Origin of the sequence: Exiguobacterium sp. s22, from assembly GCF_018617455.1 — a bacterium.
Lineage (GTDB): Bacteria > Bacillota > Bacilli > Exiguobacteriales > Exiguobacteriaceae > Exiguobacterium.
Map to the genome: position 1 here is coordinate 1 of NZ_JACSKD010000010.1, position 18,904 is coordinate 18,904.

The following is an 18,904-nucleotide window of genomic DNA, read 5'->3' on the forward strand; positions in this document are numbered from 1 at the left end:
TGATTTGTTGTCGCTGCGCTTCGACTGATTGTTGCGCTTTTTCTAATTGTTGCTCTGTCTCCGTGATCTCGTCCTCGACGAATAGTCTCGTGAAAGATGTCTCATCAGATGAACTGTGGTTTGCCTGTTCGATGGTCCGACGGTCGGCATAGAGGGATGTCAAAAGACTGTTCTCCCGTTCCTCGGGTGTGAGAGCGTCGATTGATTGTGACTCATCCAATCCGTAGATCCGGACGGCGAGTTGGTCGAAGTCGTTCGGCACGTCCTTCAATTCGAGTACGTATTGGTCGTTCCGTTCATACAGCAACGTGACTTCCTTTTCGGAATCCGGACGTGCCTTATAGACATAGCGGAAGAGATGATCGTTTGTGTTACCTGGTGTCTCATCGAGCGAGAGTCGGATGCGCATTGTCTTCGTCTCCGTATCGTAACTAGACGCGTGGAGCGTCACGATTTCCCCATTCGAAAGCTGGATCGCCTCGTTGATCGGTGTCTCATTGACCGGTGCCTCCTCGGCAAAGAAGAACGACGAGATGCCGAAGAAGAGGAAGCCGATGACAAAGAATACACCGAGTCCGAGGTAGAGGCGGGAGACGTTCTGGGTGAGGCGTCGTTGCGTTTTCGTTCGCATCTAGATCCCTCCTTCCGGTTTCAGGTCTTTCGTCTCGGTGACGACTAAACGTCCGTCGATGGACTCGAACGTCAGGGCCAACAGTTCTTGCGTCGTCTCTTCATAACCCGTCTCGGTGATCCACAGGTGCTGTTCGAACCGGACGAGGCAATCTTCTCCGGAGACAGAAGGGAACACCTCGATGTTGCGGACGGTCGTCTCGAACGTGCCGACGTCACTGCCGTCAGCGGCGAAGAGCGTGGCCGCGAGTTCCTCCGACGTGACGTCCTTCGCCTGTCGTTTCTGGGTCGTGTAACTGTCCTTCGTGATGGTGAAGGCGTACTCGACGAAGCGCGTCGCGCGTGTCGTCAGCTCCTCCATTCGTTCCGTCTCCTTTGAAGCGACGACTTGTTCGGTGTCCGCTGACGTATCCTCGGAGGTTGCCGATTCAAGGGAAGTGACGCTCTCATTTTTCGTCTCACTAGGGTCTGAAATACTCGTGACAGCCGTCGCTTGTTGATAGAAAAAGGCGTTCGCCGCGAGTGAAATGAGGAGCAGTACCCCGAACAGATACGCGAGGTGACGTGCGGTGAAGTTCATTCTTCCTCCTCCTTTCCATACATCCATGACTCAAAATCCGAAGACCGGGGCGGGGTCGATATGACCGGACCATTCGCTCGTCTTGATCTCGAAATGAAGATGGTTCCCACTAGAGCGGCCGGTCGTGCCACAGTACCCGAGCGCCTGCCCGGCGTCGATTTGTTGCCCCGTTTGGACGCCGAGACGACTCAGGTGCGCGTACGCCGTGATGTAGTTGTCGTGCCGGACTTGGACGAGATTGCCGTACGGGCCACGGTTCCCACTATAGATGACGGTGCCGCTCTTGACCGCGTGGATCGTGTCGGACGGGGTGCAACTGAAGTCGATCCCGGTGTGGTTGTCCCATTGTCCGAAGACGACGCGCCACCCGAAACGCGATGTCACGTTGAGCGGGATGGCGAGCGGGGAACGTAACCCCGACAACAGTTCTTTCGTGATGACCCCGTCGGCGACGGCGATCGGCGCGAGGTATTTCAACACCGAGTCGACGTATTCGATGTCCCCATAACAGGCACCGTACTGGACCGCGCTCGGACGATGACAGCGGTAGATGCCGGTGTGTTTCACGCGTTGGTACATCATTTGGGAGAACGAGATGGCGAGCTCTTTCGAGTACCGTCCTCCGTTCTGTTGCACATAGTCAATAAAGCCGCCTCCGAAGTTGTAACTCTGTAGCGTGAGCTGCACGTCACGGTTCGCCCGTTCGAAGACGGCGGCGAAATGTTCGACGCCGTAGACGATGCTCTCCTCGGGGGAGGTGATGCATCCGATGCGTCCACACTTCGATTCGCTCGCCTGCATCGGGTCGTTCCCGCGTCCGCCGCTCTCCTGCATCATGAGCGCGAGTACGAGGTTCGTCTGTTCGGCCAGCCCGTACTTCGACAGTTCCGATTCGACCAAGCCCCGATATTGGAGCACCTGGTCGCTTACCTGTAGACCTCCTGCGGTATTGAACGTGTCGGTCGGTTGTTCGTTCTGGACACCTGTGAGCGTGTCGAGGATTCCGACGACGAGGATGACCAGGTACAACACGAGTGCCGCGATGCCGAGCAGGATGAGCCGCCACTTGAGCGTCGCGAGCTGCCATTTCGCTGTGACGGCGAAGCGGGCCGTCCGTTTCGTGGCCGCCCACATCAGGCACCCCCACCGAACAAGACGAGTTCTTCGGGTGCGACATCGACGTCAAAGATGAGGTTCTGCACGCCGGAAATGCTGAGGACGACACGCCCCGTCTCGAGCGAGGGGATGATCCGCATTTCGGAATTCGAGAGTTGGCCATCAAATACCGTCTGGATGATCGGGATGCTTTCCGCGTCCTGTTCGCCGATGATCTTGTACTGCGTCAATTGGAAGAGCGACTTGACGTTCTCGGCGTTCTCGGACTTCGACCCGGCCGGCACGAAGTCGGTGATCAGATGCGACACGAAGAAGATGCCGCCGAAGTATTTGCGTGCCTCGCGCATGCAGCGTTGCAGATACAGGATGGCCGGCTGTGCGATATCGCGCGTGTTGATCAAGTGGTGCGCCTCGTCGATGACGATGAGGTACTTGCATGCCTCCTCGGTCCGGAGAACGCCCTGGTTGTAGGCTTTCAGTTGACTCGAGCCGTTGGCGATCATCCCGTCCCACAGCATGTTCATCAACGAGAACACCTGCGCCTGGAACACCTCGTCCCGTAGGCTCGTCAGGTTCCGGAGCGGGAACGACACGATGAGCTCCTCGTCGAATCGGTCGATGGAAGAGTGCCCGTCGAAGATGTTGCCATAGTTGTGGACGAGGTTCGTGACCGCGAGCTCGATGTTCTCAAGACGCCGTACCCGGTTCGGACTGATCGCTTCTTTGATCGAGGTGCGTGTGTCGTCCGTGTAGAGCTCGCGACGCACGAGGTTTAAGAAGTCGGAGAACGTCGGGTACCGGTTCGCCGGATGCGTCGTGATCGGCAGTTCGCCCTGTTCGTCCCAGAGCCCGTGCCGAACGTACAAGTCCCGGAGCAGAATCTCGAACTCGTTCGTTTCTTCCTGCGTTGCCGCCGGGTTGATGTAGTGATAGAACACGGCCATCTTCGACAGATGTTGCATGAACGAGAGCGCCTCGTTGGCACTGCCGTCGTTATTCGTCACGGTCTTATAGACATGGAGCGGATTGATGAGCCCGGCCGACCCGTCGAGCGCGATCTCTTTCCCGCCAAGCTGACGCACGAGGTCGGAGAACTCGCCCGTGACGTCGAGGATGCGGATCTTGTTGCCCTTGATCGCCTGGTCGAGCACCGTCTTTTTGAGGAGCGTCGACTTGCCGGACCCCATCTTGCCGATCATGAGCGCGTTGTAGAACTTGCGCTGTTTGTCCTTATGGAACAGGTCGAAGATGACGCTACCGTTCGTGTCGGTCGTCCCGTAATACGTGCCGGTCGCGTCCTGAAGCGACGTGAAGTGGAACGGGTAGCCGCCGGCGATAGAGAGGGAAGGAATCTCTTTCCCACGGCGCCGGTTTGGGAGCTTTTGTTGTTGATCATAGCTCGTGAACAGGCTCTGCCATTCCCATTCCTGTTCGTTCAGGAAGATCGTCGAGCGGAAATTCCGGGCCTCGAGCTCTTCCATCACTTCCTGCACTTTTACCTCGAGCGCGTCGAGCGTCTTCGCCTTCACATAGAGGCGCAGATGCAGATATTTCATCGTCTCGCCCTGGGTGATCTGTTCATAGAGCTCGTTCAGCTCCTTATATGTCTCCCTAGCGTCGATGCGGTCGATGTTGTCCTTCGCATTCTCGAAGCGTGTGTTCTGTTCGGCCATCGACTTGTTGATGGTCTGGATGATTTCACGCTTGTCGGCCGTCCCGATGTCGAGCGTCGTCAAAACACCCGGCATGTTCAGGATTGGTTCGAGCCAGTAGTCGTAGACGAGTGACTGATATTTGTAGACATGGAGGCACGAGAGATAGCCGTCCCCGAGCCGGACGAAGTTGGCGTCGAACTTGATGCCACCCTGCGGCTGGATCTTGGCGATGACGTCGGGGTTATAGCCTTTCTCGATCTTGACGGTCTCCGGTTCCTGTTGTTTGGATATTCGGTCACGCAGGCGCTGCCACATGTGCGTCACTCCTTTCTTGAGGCGTCGAGTTGCGGTTTCGTGTTCGGGTTGTTCAATTGATAGAGCACATGGACTTTCTGGTCGAGCGTCAGCTCGCGCATCGGGTTCGAGCGGCGGAGCAGTTTATAGAGATGCGTCTTCCGCTCCCGGAGCGTACGCTCGTCATCGGCATAAAAAAAGAGGAGATAATCGCGATTGGTGCGATGCTCCTCGAGGTATTCAAGCTCCTGCTTCTTCTTCAACAAGAAGGGCAGGTAGGCCGGTGTCTGATTTTGTCGAATCTGTCGTTCGATGCTGATTTTCTGCCGTTCGAGACTGAGCGGTGTGTTCAGCGGCACAACCTTAAGCGGATGCGTGTACGCCTGCAGAAGATAGGCGAGCGAGAACACATCATGGTCTTTTTCCTCTTCATTTAAAGAATAGATGTCCTTTGAGGTGAGCTGGACCATGTCGAGATAGGTCCCGTCGCGCATCTCGAACGCCTCCGTACCGGTGATGTCGACGACCGGCATCAGTTCGGCGACCGTCGGTTTGACGACGATCTTGTCTTTGACCTTCCGTTTCTCGACCACATCCTGTTCGTCGAGCCAGGTGCCTGTGCGTCTCGGCTCTTGTAGCGACTCCTCGATAAAAGCCATCTCAATCACGTCCTTTCGTGTGCGCGTCGAGTGCGAGATAGGTGTCTTTCCGTTTGATGAGCGCGTAATAGAGGGCGTGGACCATCCGTTTTTGCGGATTAGTCGCCGGCCGCAGCACCAAGAACAGCCCGAAGACTGCGAGGAAGACCGTGAACGGGATGTGCAGCACCGACGGGATGAACGGGAGCGTCACGAGCCGGAGCACGATGAGCCCGACGAGGAACAGGAAGTCCTGCAGATAGAGCATCTTATTAATCTTCAGTTCGGTCGTGACCTCATTCGGGATCCGATAGTTGCGCATGGATCATCACTCCTTCTTCTCAATATTGTCAGGACGCGGTGGCGAGGTCGGGTAGATCCGTCGCGTCTCTTCCTGGTGCCGGCTATGACGATGCGTCTGATTCTCACGTACCTGTTCGATGACCTCGGTCTCGACGTCGAGCACGGTGTCCTGATGGATGGTCCGTCGGGCGCGGCCTTGGCGTTTCTCTGTTGACGCATCATTCGAATCCGTCGTAGAGGACGAAGACGAAGATGAGTCGCCTGAAGGTGGTACCTCATGAGATGTCGGTGTCGTCACGTCATTTCTGTCTACTGATTCATCGTGCCGATGGCCTGGTCCGGATGTAGTATCGGTGGACCCGGTGACCGATTCGAGAGTCGACGAAGCCGGGATTGGAGAATGAACAGAGCTTGAATGATCGCGAATCGATTCCGGTCTTGGTGTCTCCGATGACGTGGTTGGATTGTCGGGTCCACGTTCGGCATTTGATTCAGAGTTCGTCGCATGAATCGATTCGGGAGACTGGCGGCCCGCCGCTTCGTTCACGGATGGAGAGCCTTGCGCTTCAAGTTCTGACTCTTGACTATTGATTGGTTGCGCAACGTCCTTCGGATTTGTCGGTTTCTCTTTGTCGGTCTGCGTGCTACTTGCGGTTTGGTTCTCCTGAGCGACATTGTCTGGATCAATGTGTCTCTCGGCGTCCATCCGTTGTGAAGCTTGGTCCGCTGCACTAAGTGTTGAACCGTTATTCGGCATGGCATTTGAATCCATCCGCGTCGTCGCGGCCTCATGGAGTGAGGGCATCTTTGGTGCGCCCTGTGCGGCACGCGCGACCTTTGAGACCGCGTGGGCACCTGCCGAGGTCACACCTTTCCCGGCGGCATAGGCGCCGAGCGCGACACCCCATCCCCGCTTGAGCCCGGCATCAATCCCGAACAGCCGCTCGACCATGTTCGGTCCGTCGATCAATGCGACCGAGAAGGCAATGAGGGCGATCAGATAGGCGAAACCGTCCAACGTCTCTGCGAGATAGGCGGTCCCGATCGTGTACAGCTTGATGGAGACGAAAATCAGAATAATCACAAGGAACGTGTTCAAAATGCTTTGGATGACCTTCTTCGTCTTTTGACCACTGTGAAGATCGGTCGGTGCGACGAGGATCACCAAGACATAGTTAAAGGCGAGCTCGAACGACAGGCGCGCCAGTTTGTAGGCGATCGAGAACAACGTGAAGCCCATGATCCCGAGTGTCACGAAGATGGTCAACCAGTTCGGCTGATAGCGGTAGTAATACTGGTTGTTCCACTCGACACCACTTTGGTCGAGTTTTGAGCTTCCCATCGTTTCACCATTCCAGGTTAGTTTGGACTGAGAGATTTGTTCGCCAGTACTTCCCAAGCGAAACTCATTACTATCGAATACCTCGTTGATATCAATATTTCGTAAATGACTTTGTGGTAAGGAGTTTAAAGCCGCACTTTCCAAACCAGAAAAATCGTTTCGGTCATATTCAATCAAATCATGAATGTTTTCTCGTAAAATCTGATTTGATATCGATTCACTGGAAGAGTTTTCGTCAGAGTTTTGAGCTGTGAAATCAATCGCGGTATCACTGAACTCACTTACTTGCGTCATCGTTGGAGATAATAGTCCGAGAATGAGTAACGTGATAAACAGATTGATTAAAAATCCTTCTCGATCAAATTTCTTTTGAAAAATGATGAGATAACCCGTGAATAGGAAGCTAGCAGCTAAAAGAACGTACAAAAAAGGTTGAATCGTAGAAACGAATTCAACCACTTGAGAGTTATTAAAAAATGTTTTAGTTAGTAGTATGCTGTCAGTCACTTTTTCAAGTCCATCAATCAATACTGCTAAGCCACGTATTAAAATCCAACCCATTGAGCGGAGGGCATCCAGTACCAGTGTACTGAGACTAAGGATATCAGTGAACTCTTGTAGCTTATTTACAACTTCGTTATCACCCATAGAATCCCTCCATTCAGAGGCTATTTAATGAAGTTAGTAACTTGATCCTTTAATTCATCTTCTGTCAGGGCAGATACATTTAATTCACGGCTGATTTCACCATCAGTTATCTCGTACAATCTGCCACCTTTAAGTTCAGGATGTTCTTGGGTAGAACGTTCCTCAAGATCTTCCCCATTAGGCTGAAACGGATTGAATAAGAGAACGTCTTTCTTTTTTTCCGTGGCGACTTCTCGCACAGTATCAACGTAAACCCCTTCATTACCTTGACTATCGCTGTCTACAAGAACGTATGCACTTTCTTGCTCAGTTTTAATATCTGCAATTTCTTCAACAGAAGTCGTAGAAAGATAATTCGAACTTTCGGCACCACACGATGCTAAAAGTAACGAACTTCCAAATAGGACACCAATCAAGATTTTCCTCATAACGTTTACCCCTCCGTCAGACGATTTTCCCCTTCAATAGATCCGCGACTTTTAGGTTGACGCGGAAGTCGAACTTATCTATTAGTGTAACAGTTTTCGGGGTGTCTGAGGTGTCGTCCTGATAGACGGTCAGAAAGCCATCGGTCGTTTGGATATTGAGCACGTCGCCCCGTTCGAGGCGGACGCGTTGCGTCTCGATGATCCTCGCGACGACACGCAATTCGTTCTGGATTCGCTTCTCTCTCGCACTCTCGGCCATGGGTTCGGCCTCCTCTCTACGGTGTGCCTTGCTTCAGTTTCTCGAGTCGCTTCGCGATCATCGTGCTCAGAAAGCTCTTCTGGCTGTCGGTGACGTCGTAAACTCCTAAGTTCAGGTTCGTCTCGAACTCGGAGAGGGACATTCCGCCGATGTCATAGCCCTCGAACATCGAGCGGAGGATGCTGTCCTGCAGCACGTCACGTACCGTCAAGGACTTGTCTTCCTGATTCGATGGCGTGTTCGCGTCCGTCTCGTCTTCTTTCTTCGCGAAACGGACGCGGATCTGTTCGAAGTCGAGACCGGCGTGACGACAGGGGATGTCGATATCATGCAGGGAACGGTCCGTGTCGAAGTTGTCCGCCAGGTATTCGTAGCGGTACTTCATCGCTGTCTTGCCGCTCAGGAAGATTGGATACGACTGGATGCGTCGCTTCTTCGTGTCCTGACGCTTGATGACACGGATGATAAGCATCTCACCTTCTTTTAACCCCATGACTTCGGTCGCCGTCATGAGCCGACGGCCGTCCACGTTCTCCGTCTTCGATTTCTTGAGCGAGAACGTCTGTCCGGACCGGGATTTCGTGACGATGGTCGCCTCACCGAGCTTCTTCGAAATCAGTTCGGCGGTCGACTCGTCTGCGGTCAACAGATAGTGCGTGTTTCCACAGTTGCCGTCGATCGTCTTCCAGTCCTCCCCGTACAGGTTCTCGAGTTGAGAGTAGGCCTGGATGACGAGATTGAAGCGCATGTTCCGGCCGAGACAGACCGTGATGATGTTGGCCATGCCCTCGATTGGCGGCATGTTGCCGAACTCATCGAGAAGGAAGACGACCTGACGCTCGCATTTACCTTGTTTCGTCTGCGAGGCGACGCGGGCGAGCGCCGTGTATACCTGTTTGATATAGAGTGACGCGATGACATTGAATGTCGGGTCATAGTCCGGGACGATGAGGAACACCGCCACGGGGCGCATTTGGTGCATCACCTCGCGAATCTGGATTGTCCCGTCGATTGCGTAGTGGAACCGTCCGCTTCCCGAGTCGTGTGCTTCCAACTGGACCGTCGAAGTGATTGAGTCGGTCAAGATTTGAACGACGTCTCCGGTTTGGAGTGGCGACGTATGGTACACGATGAAGCTGCCGTCGTCATCGGTCGTGAGCGCATGGGTCGTCCCGTCGGGGAACTTGAACGTGAGCCGTGTCAAAGCCTCGCTCCGTCCACTGATCCAACGGTTGAATCCGATGCGTCGCATGTCGAGCGAGTTCATCGACGTCAGCTTCCCGGTCCCGTTCAAGGTGAAGATCCCGAGCTTCGCATTCGTGTTGGCCAGGATACTCGCTCGTGTCTGGCCACCAGAGAAGTGGAGCGTCGCAAATTGGAGCCGGGCCGGGTGATTCTCTGGAAAGCGCTGAAAGAACTCGTCAAGCGCTGAGATTTCCTGCCCCTGCCGCGTCACGACCGTCCTTGAGCCCAAATCCGAGAGCATCAGAGCCACGTTATACATGTTGATCTTCTCCGGTGTGTCCTTCGCCTCCTCACAGAGCCCGAGGATGAGCGCCGTACACAGGTCGATTGACGAGTTGGCCCAGAACGGGTCACGTGCCTTCGGGTCATGGTACAACATGAAGGCGACCGAGCGCGCATACTGTTGGGCGAGCGAGTAGTTCTCCTCGAGGAATGCGTCGATCGTCAGCTGTAACAGGTTGTACGACATCGACTGGAGCGGGTTCATCAGGTTCAGCACCTCGACCTGATAGCCGCGTTGCTCGAGCGTCTTTTTCGAGGCGGCGAAGAGCTCGCCTTTCGGGTCGTTGATGATCAGGCTCGCCTGATCCCGCGCACGGCTGTACAGGTCGATCGTCGAGAAGACGAACGTCTCGCCCTTCCCGGACCGGGTTGTCCCGATGACCAAGTTGTTGACGGGCGAGTCATCGATGAACAACTCGTTTTTGACCCGTCCGACGGGGACACCGCCCAATCCGTCATACCGCTTTTTCCGGTCCGGGACGCGGCGGTACTGTTGCTTCAGTTCATCGAATGAGGTGAAGCGGGCGCTCCCTTTTTGATTCTTTCGCAGATCCCGGAAGTTCAGCCATACCTTGCCGAACACGACAAGTCCGATGAACAGACTGAATGCCATCAGTCCAATTAAGACGGTCGAAGAGGGAAGACCCACCTCCAAGAACAAGGAGGGGGAGAGTGTCGGAATCGTCGCCCCGACCAAAAGCCCTTCTTTTAGAATTGGGGTCATGATTTGTCGAATGATGTTGTAGACCCCGTTCAGCAGATAAAAAATCCCGACCGGCAACACCAACAGGCAGAACAGGGCGGGGAAGATCAGACGTATCCGAAATCGTGGTGATAGAGACTGAGTTCTCAATTATTTCACCTACCTTAATCTGAATAAAGAATTGTTTGCAAGTCAATTTCTTCAGCAGCGATAGCGCTTTGAATCTTCTCACGAGCCGAGCTGTCCTTGCTAGAAGTTTTCTTCAGTTTCTCGTTCAGTCCGTCGATCGTGGCCGTAATGTCTTGGTACGCGTCGATTTTTTCTGGTACGTTAGGGTCGTTCGTCTTGGACGCCCAATCGTTCGCAGCCTCGATGTCCCCGAGGTAAAGATAGGCGGTCACTTTCGCGGAGAGACGGTGAGAGGTCCATTCGACGTCATCCATCTTGGCCACGGTCTCATGATCCGGCTCCAGTGCGGCGATATCGAACGCGCCCTCATCGGTCGGATGTGATGCTTGGAAGTCCCGGAGCCGTTCCAGTTTCTCCTTATCGGATAGATCGAGCCCGGCTAGCTTCGTCTCGATCAGGATGGGGTCATCCGTGAGCTCGAGCGCCTTCTGGTCTGCGCCTTCTGCCAAATAGAGGTCGACCAATAGGGTATCCTCTTCCTCGGACCGGTCTTTCCGTTCCAGTAAATCGATGAGCGAAGATTCCTCACCTTGGAGCGCTTGTTCGTAAGCATCGAGCCACACCTTTTCGCCACCGGTTACCTGTTCAGCGTGTGCCTCCTTGTCGATGAACCATTGCGTCGCAGTGAACAACGATGTGAAGAGAATTCCAGCCGCGGCCGCCCCGTAGATGAGGCGGCGCTGCAGTCGGGTCAGCCGTGACTGAAAGGTTGATGAGACGGTTGTGATTGGTTTAACGGACTGGCGCTTATAGTCATCCGGTGTCTCGGTCTCGATCTCGTCGAGGAGCCATAGTTTTTTTGCGTTATCTTCCTTCTTTGTCCGGATCCGTAGTACCCGGTCCTTGACCTGATGGTACAGGTTCGGATAGGTTCCTTCGGCTCCGAACGTGAACGTCCCCCGATAGAGCAACTCATCTTTTTGATCGAAGAGCCGGAAGTCACCGGAACAGCTCGTCCCTTCTTCGCTGAGTGCCTGGTGCAGATCATGGGTCGCGACGACCGCCTCGGCGAAGGGGAGCCGTTCATAGTTCTGGATCCGTGTGTCCGGCACGTCGGTGAATCGTACAAACAGCATCTCGTTCCTCCTCTCGTTTCAAGCAACAAAAAAAGCCTTCCGATTGGAACGCTGTATGCGTCTGCATTAGAATTTGATGTTCTGGTCGACCATCTCGGCGAGCGTGAACGCGCCCATGACAATGATCAGGCCGACGGCGCCCCCAACGAGCCAACCGACGGCCTTCGAGCGGCCGCGATCCCCGCCGAAGATGAAGTAGAAGCCCCCGATCGCGAAAGCGATGGCTGCGGCGATGACGGCAAGTCCTTGAAAGAACTGAAGCAAGCTGAGTCCTGTCTCATTGAGTCCCATGTCGTTCCCTCCCTAGTCCTGGTGCGCCGGCGACTTGAAGCTGAGCTTCGCCTCGAGCGCCTCCAAAATGAGTTCCTGATTGTCCTGGATGACCTGTTGATGCTGTTCGTCGAGCCACTCCTCATAGTCCTTGCCACGGATGCGTAAGAGTTTCTCGGCGAAGCTACGGTTCTGTTTCTGCTCTTTTGATGCCACGGTACACACTTCCTTCCCTTGATTTCGTGATGTGCAGCAGCACATCATTAAGGACAGTCAGATTCGGTGCGGTGGGTTTCTAGCCGTTCCCCCACGAACTCTGCTCCTCATGAATCTAAGGAGCTGTACAGGGTTTTTCGATGACCCTGAACGATGCGGTGACCTTGTGGCGAGTTTTAGGCGACTCTCGCCGAACCATCTGTGCGTAAATCCCGCCCACCCGGTCACTGGTGAGGGACACGCCGATATGTGATTGGAGGAGACCATCCTTAAGGATGTGCTGCTGCGTCGATGTCGGTTACTGGCGGACTCTCTTTCGCTTCTTGACGTGGATGAGCTCGTCATCCGGGTTCTTGCGTTTGGCGAGCACGTGGGCGTCACAGACGACCGTACGAATCCGATAGTAGAGCTGCGTCAGCTGGACCGCCTCGCCGCTCGCCTTCTCGATGCCGATGAAGCCGTGCAGTTCATACGTCTTCCCATCGAACGTTCGGACCGAGTCGGCCTGCGGCAATTCCTTCAGGTCGAAACGGCGCCGCTCGAGCTTGGTGACGGAACGTTTCGCCCCGTATCCGAAGTCGATGGCGTCCCACGGGACCGTCGCGAGCGTGTGCCCGAACGCGCGGGCCAGATGATCGATGTCCGCGATCGACGGCACCGAACGGTTCTGTTCATACTGACTGATGGCGGGCTGTGAGATCTCCCCGAATGTCTTCTCTGATAGTTCGACCTGTGACCAGCCCGAGAGCCGGCGGTTCTCCTTCAACCACTCCCCGAATCGATACATAAGCCTTCCCCTTTCTGTTAAACCAGAGCGGCGACCAAACAGATGTTTCCTTTTGTTGGTTCCAATATAGCAGGATTAAGCTATAAAGAACATCAGTTTTCTGATATGTCAGAAATTTTACAATTGACGGTTCTTGTCGAATCCACTCTACACAAGGGATGAAGAGCAACAGTAACTCAATATTTTTGGTTTTGTAGCACAACTGTAAAAAAAATAACGCTTTGATGATAGAAAATAATGACAAGTATTTTGATATCAAGAGATTGTGGTAGGGTAGAGGAATAGAAGGTCTTTTCAAGAATAACGAATAGAGAGTACTACGATTGTGGGGTGAGCAAGTGGAATTGAACGAGGCAATCATCGAACGAATGAAAGAGCTCGCAGCAGAGCGCAACATGACGATCCATCAAGTGATTCAAAAGGGTGGATTGAATCAAGCTACGATTTCAGAGCTGATGAGCGGTAGGACAAAACATCCAAAAGTGAGTACAATACAAAAGTTTTGCATAGGATTAGATATAGGATTAAACGAATTCTTTGATAATAAGCGATTTAGTTAGAACACTTAATTCGATATATCTGAAGCATAACGCCAGTAAACGACCCACATTAAGGAGTTTATTTTCACGTGGGTCATTTACTATAGGTATTTAACTACATTATAGTCCCAAGAAACTGAAAACCAATATATTAATTAAACAGTCAATACGCCTTTATGAGTCAAGCGGTTAAAGAATACGAACTAAAATCATACATTGTTCAAGAAACAAAAAGTATGGTTGCTCATAAGGATTTATAAAAAATTAACCTTTTAAAACACAGATTCGATTAAGTTATAATCAGTGCTTTATCTTCATTTCCCTTTTTTTAAATCAATTGGCCTAGGGTTTGAAATATTACTGGATGGATTAGAAGTTTTCCCGTCGTTATTTACACCTTTATTCACTTTAGTAGGTGGTAAGCCAGTTAAAGATGGTTCTTGTGAACCTTTAATATGTTTATTCAATGGAAAGTCTCCTCTACATTTTTTATCACTACGAACCTATTAAATATAGCTTTTTACGATCATCTCCAATATAAATATTACAATAAAAACTGAAAATCCAAGAGATGTTGAACGATTACCATCATCATATTGCTTTACTTTTTTTATAAGTAGCGCCTGATTATCTTTGATTGCTCGATTATAAGTCGCGGCCAATTCTATTTTTAACACATCCTCATGCTTTTTAAAATATTCGTAATTGATAATTGTATCTAAAGGAAATTGGCTATAAGTATTGGATTTCATAGACTGGTTTAGAAAGTATATTGCTCTAAAAATAAAAAATATATTAAGTAATTTTAGAATGCCAAAGCTCATATCTAGAAAATTATTGTCTAATCCTCTAATCCCATTAGAAGTGTAGTAAGTAATAATAACCCCTAATAAAACACCAGAAAAAGCCATAGCTATATTTGTCTTACTTTCAATTTGATTAAACCTAATAATTTCCTCATCGTAAACTTTTTTCGCAGTATCTAAAATAGCGTCTATTGACTCAATCACATAATCACTATTATGTTCCCGCAATTGGTTACTACAACATATTTTCGCATTATTCTCATACCTATTAAAAAAAATCCAATTAAAAAACTGTCTAAGCGTTTTAAACACCCCTCATATTTTAACTTAAAGCTACATATTTTTCATTTTCCAATTATGTCTCCTTACTTAATAATTTTCCTCAATTATAACTCAATTTTTCCGATCACGATTGTTATTAATATTATAATTCACTTCATTTTAATTAACTTGTGATAATATAGGATTATCACAAGTTAGATTATTTAATTGAAAATTAATCAAAAATCGTAATACTTATTTATTCAGAAATATAAACCCTATACAGAAGTATTTAAAGATTTAATACGTATGTATTACTCATTTACGTTATATATTTTAGAGAGTTTGGATAAGTAATGTGAAAATTAGAGTGAAAAGAGGGAGAAGCATGGAGCTTGAGAAAAAGCAGCAGGCGTTCGAGGTAGCATTGCGAGAACTGACCGGTGCGAATCCAAAATTGGCTGAGGCATTAAGGAGAGACCATATCGATCTAAAAGCGTTGACCGACATCGAAATTATCGAATTGTTCTGGGCGACAGAACTGTTCCCAATCTATGCGGACAAGAGCCCGCACACGCGACGCGCATATAAATTGGACCTCGAATTCATCATTAATTTTGTGATGACAAAAACAGACGGGTTAAAACATCTGACCGTGCTCGACATTCATCGCTACCTATTCGAGGTTAACGAACATTATGCCGCACGCACGGCACAACGGAAGAACCACATGTTAAAGCGTCTCTTAACCTATCTCCACGTCAACCAGTACCATCTACATAATCTGGCCTTCCACGTGAAGAACCAGCAGCGCCCTGAATTTCTCCGGCGTGAGGTCGACTTCGACGAGATTGAGCGGATTGCCGAGTCGTTCCGCCATACCGTCAAGCGGGCACAAAAAAAGGAGCTCATGGAGCTCCGAAACGAGACGATCGGGTATTTGTTATTGACGACGGGTATGCGGGCGACAGAACTGTTGTCAATAAAGTTCACTGACGTGAAGCGTAATCAGCAAACATCTTATCTCGAGGTGATGGGGAAACGCGACAAGTGGCGTCGTATTCCGCTCACCGAGAAGGCGATACACCTCGTAAATCGGCTGCAGACATTGATGATGATTGAGGAGGTCTCGTCCCCTTTTATCGCCTTCAGCACGAAAAAAGCCAACAAGGCCATCACATATGAAGCCCTGCGCTTGATGACCCATCAGGCGGTCGACCATGTTGCGAATGAAGAGAAGACCCCACCCCACTGGTTCCGCCGGGCCTACATCACAAAGCTCCTGGCGAACGGAAATTCCTTGATCGGGGTCATGCAGTTAGTCGGCCATGAATCGATTAACACTACAAATGGTTATCTTCAAAACATTAATAGTGTTTCTTATATTTCAAGCAACTTGATTCCATTTAAATGATTATACTTCTTAAATAAGGGGGCAAAATTCCAATTTCAAGAATTTATACACTTTGTTTTTCTGTTGAGGTAATATATTTCTAGATATATTAAATATGTATAAAAAAACGTCTGAGGAAGTGTCCAATTTGAAAAGCATTCAAATAAAAAACTTAAGAAGCTTAAAAGATACAGGGCAAATAGATATCAAACCACTTACGATATTAGTCGGGAAAAATAGTTCGGGAAAAAGTACCTTTCTAAGATTTTTCCCATTAATGAAACAATCCTTTTCTACCACCACGAACGAACCAATACTATGGTATGACAAAAATAGTGTTGATTTTGGGAGTTTTGATGAAAGTTTAAATTCAGATTTAGCTAAATCTAAAGATGAAAAATTTATGGAATTTTGTTTTAACTTTTATATAGACGAAGTTTGGGATCAATATTCTCTTGATGGTAGTTTATCTAATGAAAGTACTGAAAAAGACTTAGTTAAATTAAATGTGAAATTAGAAAACAAACATTTTGATAAAATAGAAATAGTGTTACACGGAAAAAGAATACTATTCAAACGTTTAAATCCCCAAAAAAATATATATGCTTTTTCACTGGATGATAAGTTAATAAGCAACAATATAACTAATCTATCTAACGATTCTTTTAAATACTACGAATTTTTGCCTCATTTTGTACTTCAGTCCGAAGACAAACTAGAGGATAGTGAAATTTCAATGAAAACCCCAAATTTAGAGTCAATTTTCATACAAAAAATTTACGATTATATCTTATCAAAATCGCCATTCTCAGATCTTAAATATAAATCTAAGTTGCGAAGAGATTTAAAGATATTTATGGATGAAATCCAAAGAAATCATTTAAGTGAAGTTGCTAGTTACTCTAGAAATTTAACAAAAAGAATCGGAGAAGAGATTCAAAATCATTCAAGATTTTATAGAGACATATACGATGAAGATTTCGAAGGCCAAGATGTACAAATCAATAATAAGAATGAAAATTATAGCAATGAAATCGTACTATTTTTAAATGCTGCTACTGATATTGAATATGATGAAGTATACCAATTAATTTTCGGATCGTATATTAGTCAATTGCTTCAGTATATTAATTATTACTTAAGTCAATTCTTTACTCAAGTCCATTATATTGCTCCAGTAAGAGCCAGTGCACAAAGATATTATCGAACACAAGGATTAGCTATTAATGAAATTGACCCTAGGGGTGAAAATATCCCAATTTCATTGAACTATCTATCAAAAAGTGAAAAACAAGCTTTTAAAAAATGGACTTTAAACCGATTTGGATTTTATATTCAAACAAAGGAAAAATTCGGACACATTAGCTTAACTATTTCATTTAATGATAAAAGCAGTATGAACTTAACTGATACAGGATTTGGATTTTCTCAAATTCTTCCGATTATACTGCTTTTGTGGCGGTCTGAAAATGATTCTAAATCACAACAAAATCCATTTAGAGCGAGATTGAAAACGAGTACTATAGTTATCGAACAACCAGAACTCCATTTGCATCCAGCGTTACAAGCAAAATTAACCGATGTATTTGTAAATTGCATTACTGTAGTCAACAATGAATTAGAAGCGCATGGATCCAAACTAAATATTATTATCGAGACACATAGCGAAACCATTATAAATAGAGTTGGCCAATTGATTTATAATGAAAAGATTTCACCTGAAATGGTTAATTTGTTACTTTTTAACGGCATTGTTAATTCTTCTTCTGAAATTACACCGGTACAATATAATGAAGATGGTGTACTACAAAATTGGCCTTTGGGCTTTTTTTATCCGGAGGTTTAAATGTTAATTTACTTAGACAATGATTTGAAAAACTATCTTAATAATCAAAAAATTGATTCGTTAGATTTACTTGCCTTAGAAAGAATTGCAGAAAGTTTTAGAGACGAACACCACTTTATAACGGGAAATCCTAGAACTCTAGATTTTATCAGAGAGATTGAGGTTCTTTCTCCACTCGCTAAAGATGTATTTACTCAATGTTTTCATAATTCTTTTAGTCATAGTGGCTATACTTCTAAAATCCATTCGAAAATTATTGTTAAAGCTTCTACAGAACCTTTCACTCGTGTTTCTAATGAAACATCTATAAATAAAGGACCATTTACTTATGTATATGATATTTTTAACTGTCCGCTTTCGTTGTTTGCCTCTCAAGAAACGCTTCAAAAAACTAGATTTGTATCTGAACATATAAGTGATGTACGTTTCTATGAGATTTTAGCAAATGATTTTAAAACTGATACTCCTGTTCTATTTAAGTTTGAAAGAGTACATGGAGGTGGTAATGATACGTTCGATTTGATGGAGGAACACATTTTAAATAAGCATTTAGTACTCACTATAGTTGATAGCGATCAAAAAACTCCTTCTTCTTCGTTAGGAACAACAGCCACAAACGTAATTGATACGTTTAAGAAGTATAAAGAATCTTCAATTAGCGAAATTGAAACTTTAAAATTTCATGAAAAGGAAAATTTATTTTCGCCATCTGTCTATAAAATTATAGGTCATAATGTCAATGATGAGACTTTAGACAAACTTGAAAAAATCTCAGAAATTGATACTGTTCATGGCAATTTTTTAAGGTATTTTGATTTTAAAGAAGGACTAAGTTTTCGAAATTTCCATACTGATTTTGATTATATACTTGAAATCGATGGGATATTAAATTCCATTCCCTCTAGTTCCACTCATTTTCATGGAACAAAAGAGCAGTTTTATATTGAACTGAATAATTATAAATCACTAAGTAATTCACAGAGAAAGAGTAACAATAAAATAATTATAGATAAAATATCTAATAATCCTTTAGGAGATTTTCATAAAAATCTTCCTGATAAGTTAGAATCTCTTCGTGAAATTGAGATCAGACTTTCAACATTACATGATGCTAGAACCGCTGAACATTTAAATATAGTTAAAGGGAAACTATCAACATTAGATAACATGATTGCTAATTTACTAATTTTCCAACAATTTTATATCGAGGTCCTAGCTATTAAAATTAGAGAGTGGGGTATGTATCGACCCGTAGCATATTAAACATCATAGATATACTTTTATTTTTTATGAAATTGATGCAATGTGTGTATCAAATAGCAATGTTTTAAATCAACCTGGCGATATGAGAAACTTATAGAATATTTCAAATAGGCTGCCATTACACCGTTTAAACAC

The 18,904-nt window shown here is 47.5% G+C and carries 20 protein-coding genes; 4 read left to right on the top strand and 16 right to left on the bottom strand.

Features of this window, described 5'->3' with window-relative positions:
* The 14 genes from KNO94_RS13450 to KNO94_RS13515 all read right to left on the bottom strand — a co-directional run.
* A partial coding sequence (locus tag KNO94_RS13450) for a hypothetical protein (protein ID WP_214780513.1) occupies window positions 1-631 on the bottom strand: 631 nt, incomplete at its 3' end.
* The gene (locus KNO94_RS13455; RefSeq protein WP_214780515.1) at window positions 632-1,210 is read right to left on the bottom strand and encodes a hypothetical protein; all 579 of its coding nucleotides are present in this window, start codon (window positions 1,208-1,210) and stop codon (window positions 632-634) included. It abuts the gene before it with no gap.
* A 30-nt stretch (window positions 1,211-1,240) separates the two neighbouring features.
* The gene (locus KNO94_RS13460) at window positions 1,241-2,344 is read right to left on the bottom strand and encodes a lysozyme family protein (protein WP_214780517.1); all 1,104 of its coding nucleotides are present in this window, start codon (window positions 2,342-2,344) and stop codon (window positions 1,241-1,243) included.
* A complete protein-coding gene (locus KNO94_RS13465; RefSeq protein WP_214780518.1) occupies window positions 2,344-4,296 on the bottom strand; it encodes a VirB4 family type IV secretion system protein in 1,953 nt (650 codons plus the stop codon). The genes KNO94_RS13460 and KNO94_RS13465 overlap by 1 nt, the downstream gene beginning before the upstream one ends.
* A gap of 5 nt (window positions 4,297-4,301) precedes the next feature.
* Window positions 4,302-4,934, bottom strand: a complete 633-nt coding sequence (locus KNO94_RS13470; protein ID WP_214780520.1) for a hypothetical protein — start codon at window positions 4,932-4,934, stop codon at window positions 4,302-4,304.
* Window position 4,935: 1 nt separating this feature from the next.
* Window positions 4,936-5,235 (bottom strand): DUF5592 family protein, encoded by a 300-nt coding sequence (locus KNO94_RS13475; RefSeq protein ID WP_214780522.1) that lies wholly within the window; start codon window positions 5,233-5,235, stop codon window positions 4,936-4,938.
* A gap of 6 nt (window positions 5,236-5,241) precedes the next feature.
* Complete coding sequence (locus KNO94_RS13480; protein ID WP_214780524.1) at window positions 5,242-7,206, bottom strand: pLS20_p028 family conjugation system transmembrane protein; 1,965 nt, start codon at window positions 7,204-7,206, stop codon at window positions 5,242-5,244.
* Window positions 7,207-7,226: 20 nt separating this feature from the next.
* A complete protein-coding gene (locus KNO94_RS13485; protein WP_214780526.1) occupies window positions 7,227-7,634 on the bottom strand; it encodes a hypothetical protein in 408 nt (135 codons plus the stop codon).
* 16 nt (window positions 7,635-7,650) lie between these two features.
* On the bottom strand, window positions 7,651-7,893 hold the full coding sequence (locus KNO94_RS13490) for a hypothetical protein (RefSeq protein WP_012390470.1): 243 nt from the start codon (window positions 7,891-7,893) through the stop codon (window positions 7,651-7,653).
* A 16-nt stretch (window positions 7,894-7,909) separates the two neighbouring features.
* Window positions 7,910-10,144 carry a VirD4-like conjugal transfer protein, CD1115 family gene (locus KNO94_RS13495; RefSeq protein WP_214780528.1) on the bottom strand — a complete coding sequence of 745 codons (2,235 nt, stop codon included), beginning with the start codon at window positions 10,142-10,144 and terminating at the stop codon, window positions 7,910-7,912.
* A gap of 143 nt (window positions 10,145-10,287) precedes the next feature.
* Complete coding sequence (locus KNO94_RS13500; RefSeq protein ID WP_214780530.1) at window positions 10,288-11,388, bottom strand: hypothetical protein; 1,101 nt, start codon at window positions 11,386-11,388, stop codon at window positions 10,288-10,290.
* A 66-nt stretch (window positions 11,389-11,454) separates the two neighbouring features.
* Window positions 11,455-11,679, bottom strand: a complete 225-nt coding sequence (locus KNO94_RS13505) for a hypothetical protein (RefSeq protein ID WP_012390467.1) — start codon at window positions 11,677-11,679, stop codon at window positions 11,455-11,457.
* 12 nt (window positions 11,680-11,691) lie between these two features.
* Window positions 11,692-11,883, bottom strand: a complete 192-nt coding sequence (locus tag KNO94_RS13510; RefSeq protein ID WP_034770586.1) for a hypothetical protein — start codon at window positions 11,881-11,883, stop codon at window positions 11,692-11,694.
* Between the two features lie 289 nt (window positions 11,884-12,172).
* A complete protein-coding gene (locus tag KNO94_RS13515) occupies window positions 12,173-12,661 on the bottom strand; it encodes a helix-turn-helix domain-containing protein (RefSeq protein WP_159563769.1) in 489 nt (162 codons plus the stop codon).
* 368 nt (window positions 12,662-13,029) lie between these two features.
* On the opposite strand from KNO94_RS13515, the gene KNO94_RS13520 reads away from it, so the two are divergent.
* Window positions 13,030-13,221: a helix-turn-helix domain-containing protein gene (locus KNO94_RS13520; RefSeq protein ID WP_214780532.1), complete on the top strand. Its 192-nt coding sequence runs from the start codon at window positions 13,030-13,032 to the stop codon at window positions 13,219-13,221.
* Window positions 13,222-13,514: 293 nt separating this feature from the next.
* Here the strand turns inward: KNO94_RS13520 and KNO94_RS13525 are convergent, their stop codons facing one another.
* Complete coding sequence (locus KNO94_RS13525; RefSeq protein ID WP_214780534.1) at window positions 13,515-13,667, bottom strand: hypothetical protein; 153 nt, start codon at window positions 13,665-13,667, stop codon at window positions 13,515-13,517.
* A 39-nt stretch (window positions 13,668-13,706) separates the two neighbouring features.
* Window positions 13,707-14,318 (bottom strand): hypothetical protein, encoded by a 612-nt coding sequence (locus KNO94_RS13530; protein ID WP_214780536.1) that lies wholly within the window; start codon window positions 14,316-14,318, stop codon window positions 13,707-13,709.
* Between the two features lie 337 nt (window positions 14,319-14,655).
* Here KNO94_RS13530 and KNO94_RS13535 point away from each other — a divergent pair, with 337 nt between their 5' ends.
* The 3 genes from KNO94_RS13535 to KNO94_RS13545 all read left to right on the top strand — a co-directional run bounded on the left by KNO94_RS13535 (window position 14,656) and on the right by KNO94_RS13545 (window position 18,769).
* Complete coding sequence (locus KNO94_RS13535) at window positions 14,656-15,681, top strand: tyrosine-type recombinase/integrase (RefSeq protein WP_214780538.1); 1,026 nt, start codon at window positions 14,656-14,658, stop codon at window positions 15,679-15,681.
* A gap of 127 nt (window positions 15,682-15,808) precedes the next feature.
* Window positions 15,809-17,506, top strand: coding sequence for an AAA family ATPase (locus tag KNO94_RS13540; RefSeq protein WP_214780540.1), 1,698 nt, complete (start codon window positions 15,809-15,811; stop codon window positions 17,504-17,506).
* Window positions 17,507-18,769: a hypothetical protein gene (locus tag KNO94_RS13545; RefSeq protein ID WP_214780542.1), complete on the top strand. Its 1,263-nt coding sequence runs from the start codon at window positions 17,507-17,509 to the stop codon at window positions 18,767-18,769.
* The last annotated feature ends 135 nt before the right edge of the window (window positions 18,770-18,904 follow it).

Coding starts and splice junctions, on each gene's coding strand:
- KNO94_RS13455 (WP_214780515.1), bottom strand. CDS start 1,210: ATGAACTTCACCGCACGTCACCTCGCGTATCTGTTCGGGGTACTGCTC.
- KNO94_RS13460 (WP_214780517.1), bottom strand. CDS start 2,344: ATGTGGGCGGCCACGAAACGGACGGCCCGCTTCGCCGTCACAGCGAAA.
- KNO94_RS13465 (WP_214780518.1), bottom strand. CDS start 4,296: ATGTGGCAGCGCCTGCGTGACCGAATATCCAAACAACAGGAACCGGAG.
- KNO94_RS13470 (WP_214780520.1), bottom strand. CDS start 4,934: ATGGCTTTTATCGAGGAGTCGCTACAAGAGCCGAGACGCACAGGCACC.
- KNO94_RS13475 (WP_214780522.1), bottom strand. CDS start 5,235: ATGCGCAACTATCGGATCCCGAATGAGGTCACGACCGAACTGAAGATT.
- KNO94_RS13480 (WP_214780524.1), bottom strand. CDS start 7,206: ATGGGTGATAACGAAGTTGTAAATAAGCTACAAGAGTTCACTGATATC.
- KNO94_RS13485 (WP_214780526.1), bottom strand. CDS start 7,634: ATGAGGAAAATCTTGATTGGTGTCCTATTTGGAAGTTCGTTACTTTTA.
- KNO94_RS13490 (WP_012390470.1), bottom strand. CDS start 7,893: ATGGCCGAGAGTGCGAGAGAGAAGCGAATCCAGAACGAATTGCGTGTC.
- KNO94_RS13495 (WP_214780528.1), bottom strand. CDS start 10,144: ATGACCCCAATTCTAAAAGAAGGGCTTTTGGTCGGGGCGACGATTCCG.
- KNO94_RS13500 (WP_214780530.1), bottom strand. CDS start 11,388: ATGCTGTTTGTACGATTCACCGACGTGCCGGACACACGGATCCAGAAC.
- KNO94_RS13505 (WP_012390467.1), bottom strand. CDS start 11,679: ATGGGACTCAATGAGACAGGACTCAGCTTGCTTCAGTTCTTTCAAGGA.
- KNO94_RS13515 (WP_159563769.1), bottom strand. CDS start 12,661: ATGTATCGATTCGGGGAGTGGTTGAAGGAGAACCGCCGGCTCTCGGGC.
- KNO94_RS13520 (WP_214780532.1), top strand. CDS start 13,030: ATGAAAGAGCTCGCAGCAGAGCGCAACATGACGATCCATCAAGTGATT.
- KNO94_RS13535 (WP_214780538.1), top strand. CDS start 14,656: ATGGAGCTTGAGAAAAAGCAGCAGGCGTTCGAGGTAGCATTGCGAGAA.
- KNO94_RS13545 (WP_214780542.1), top strand. CDS start 17,507: ATGTTAATTTACTTAGACAATGATTTGAAAAACTATCTTAATAATCAA.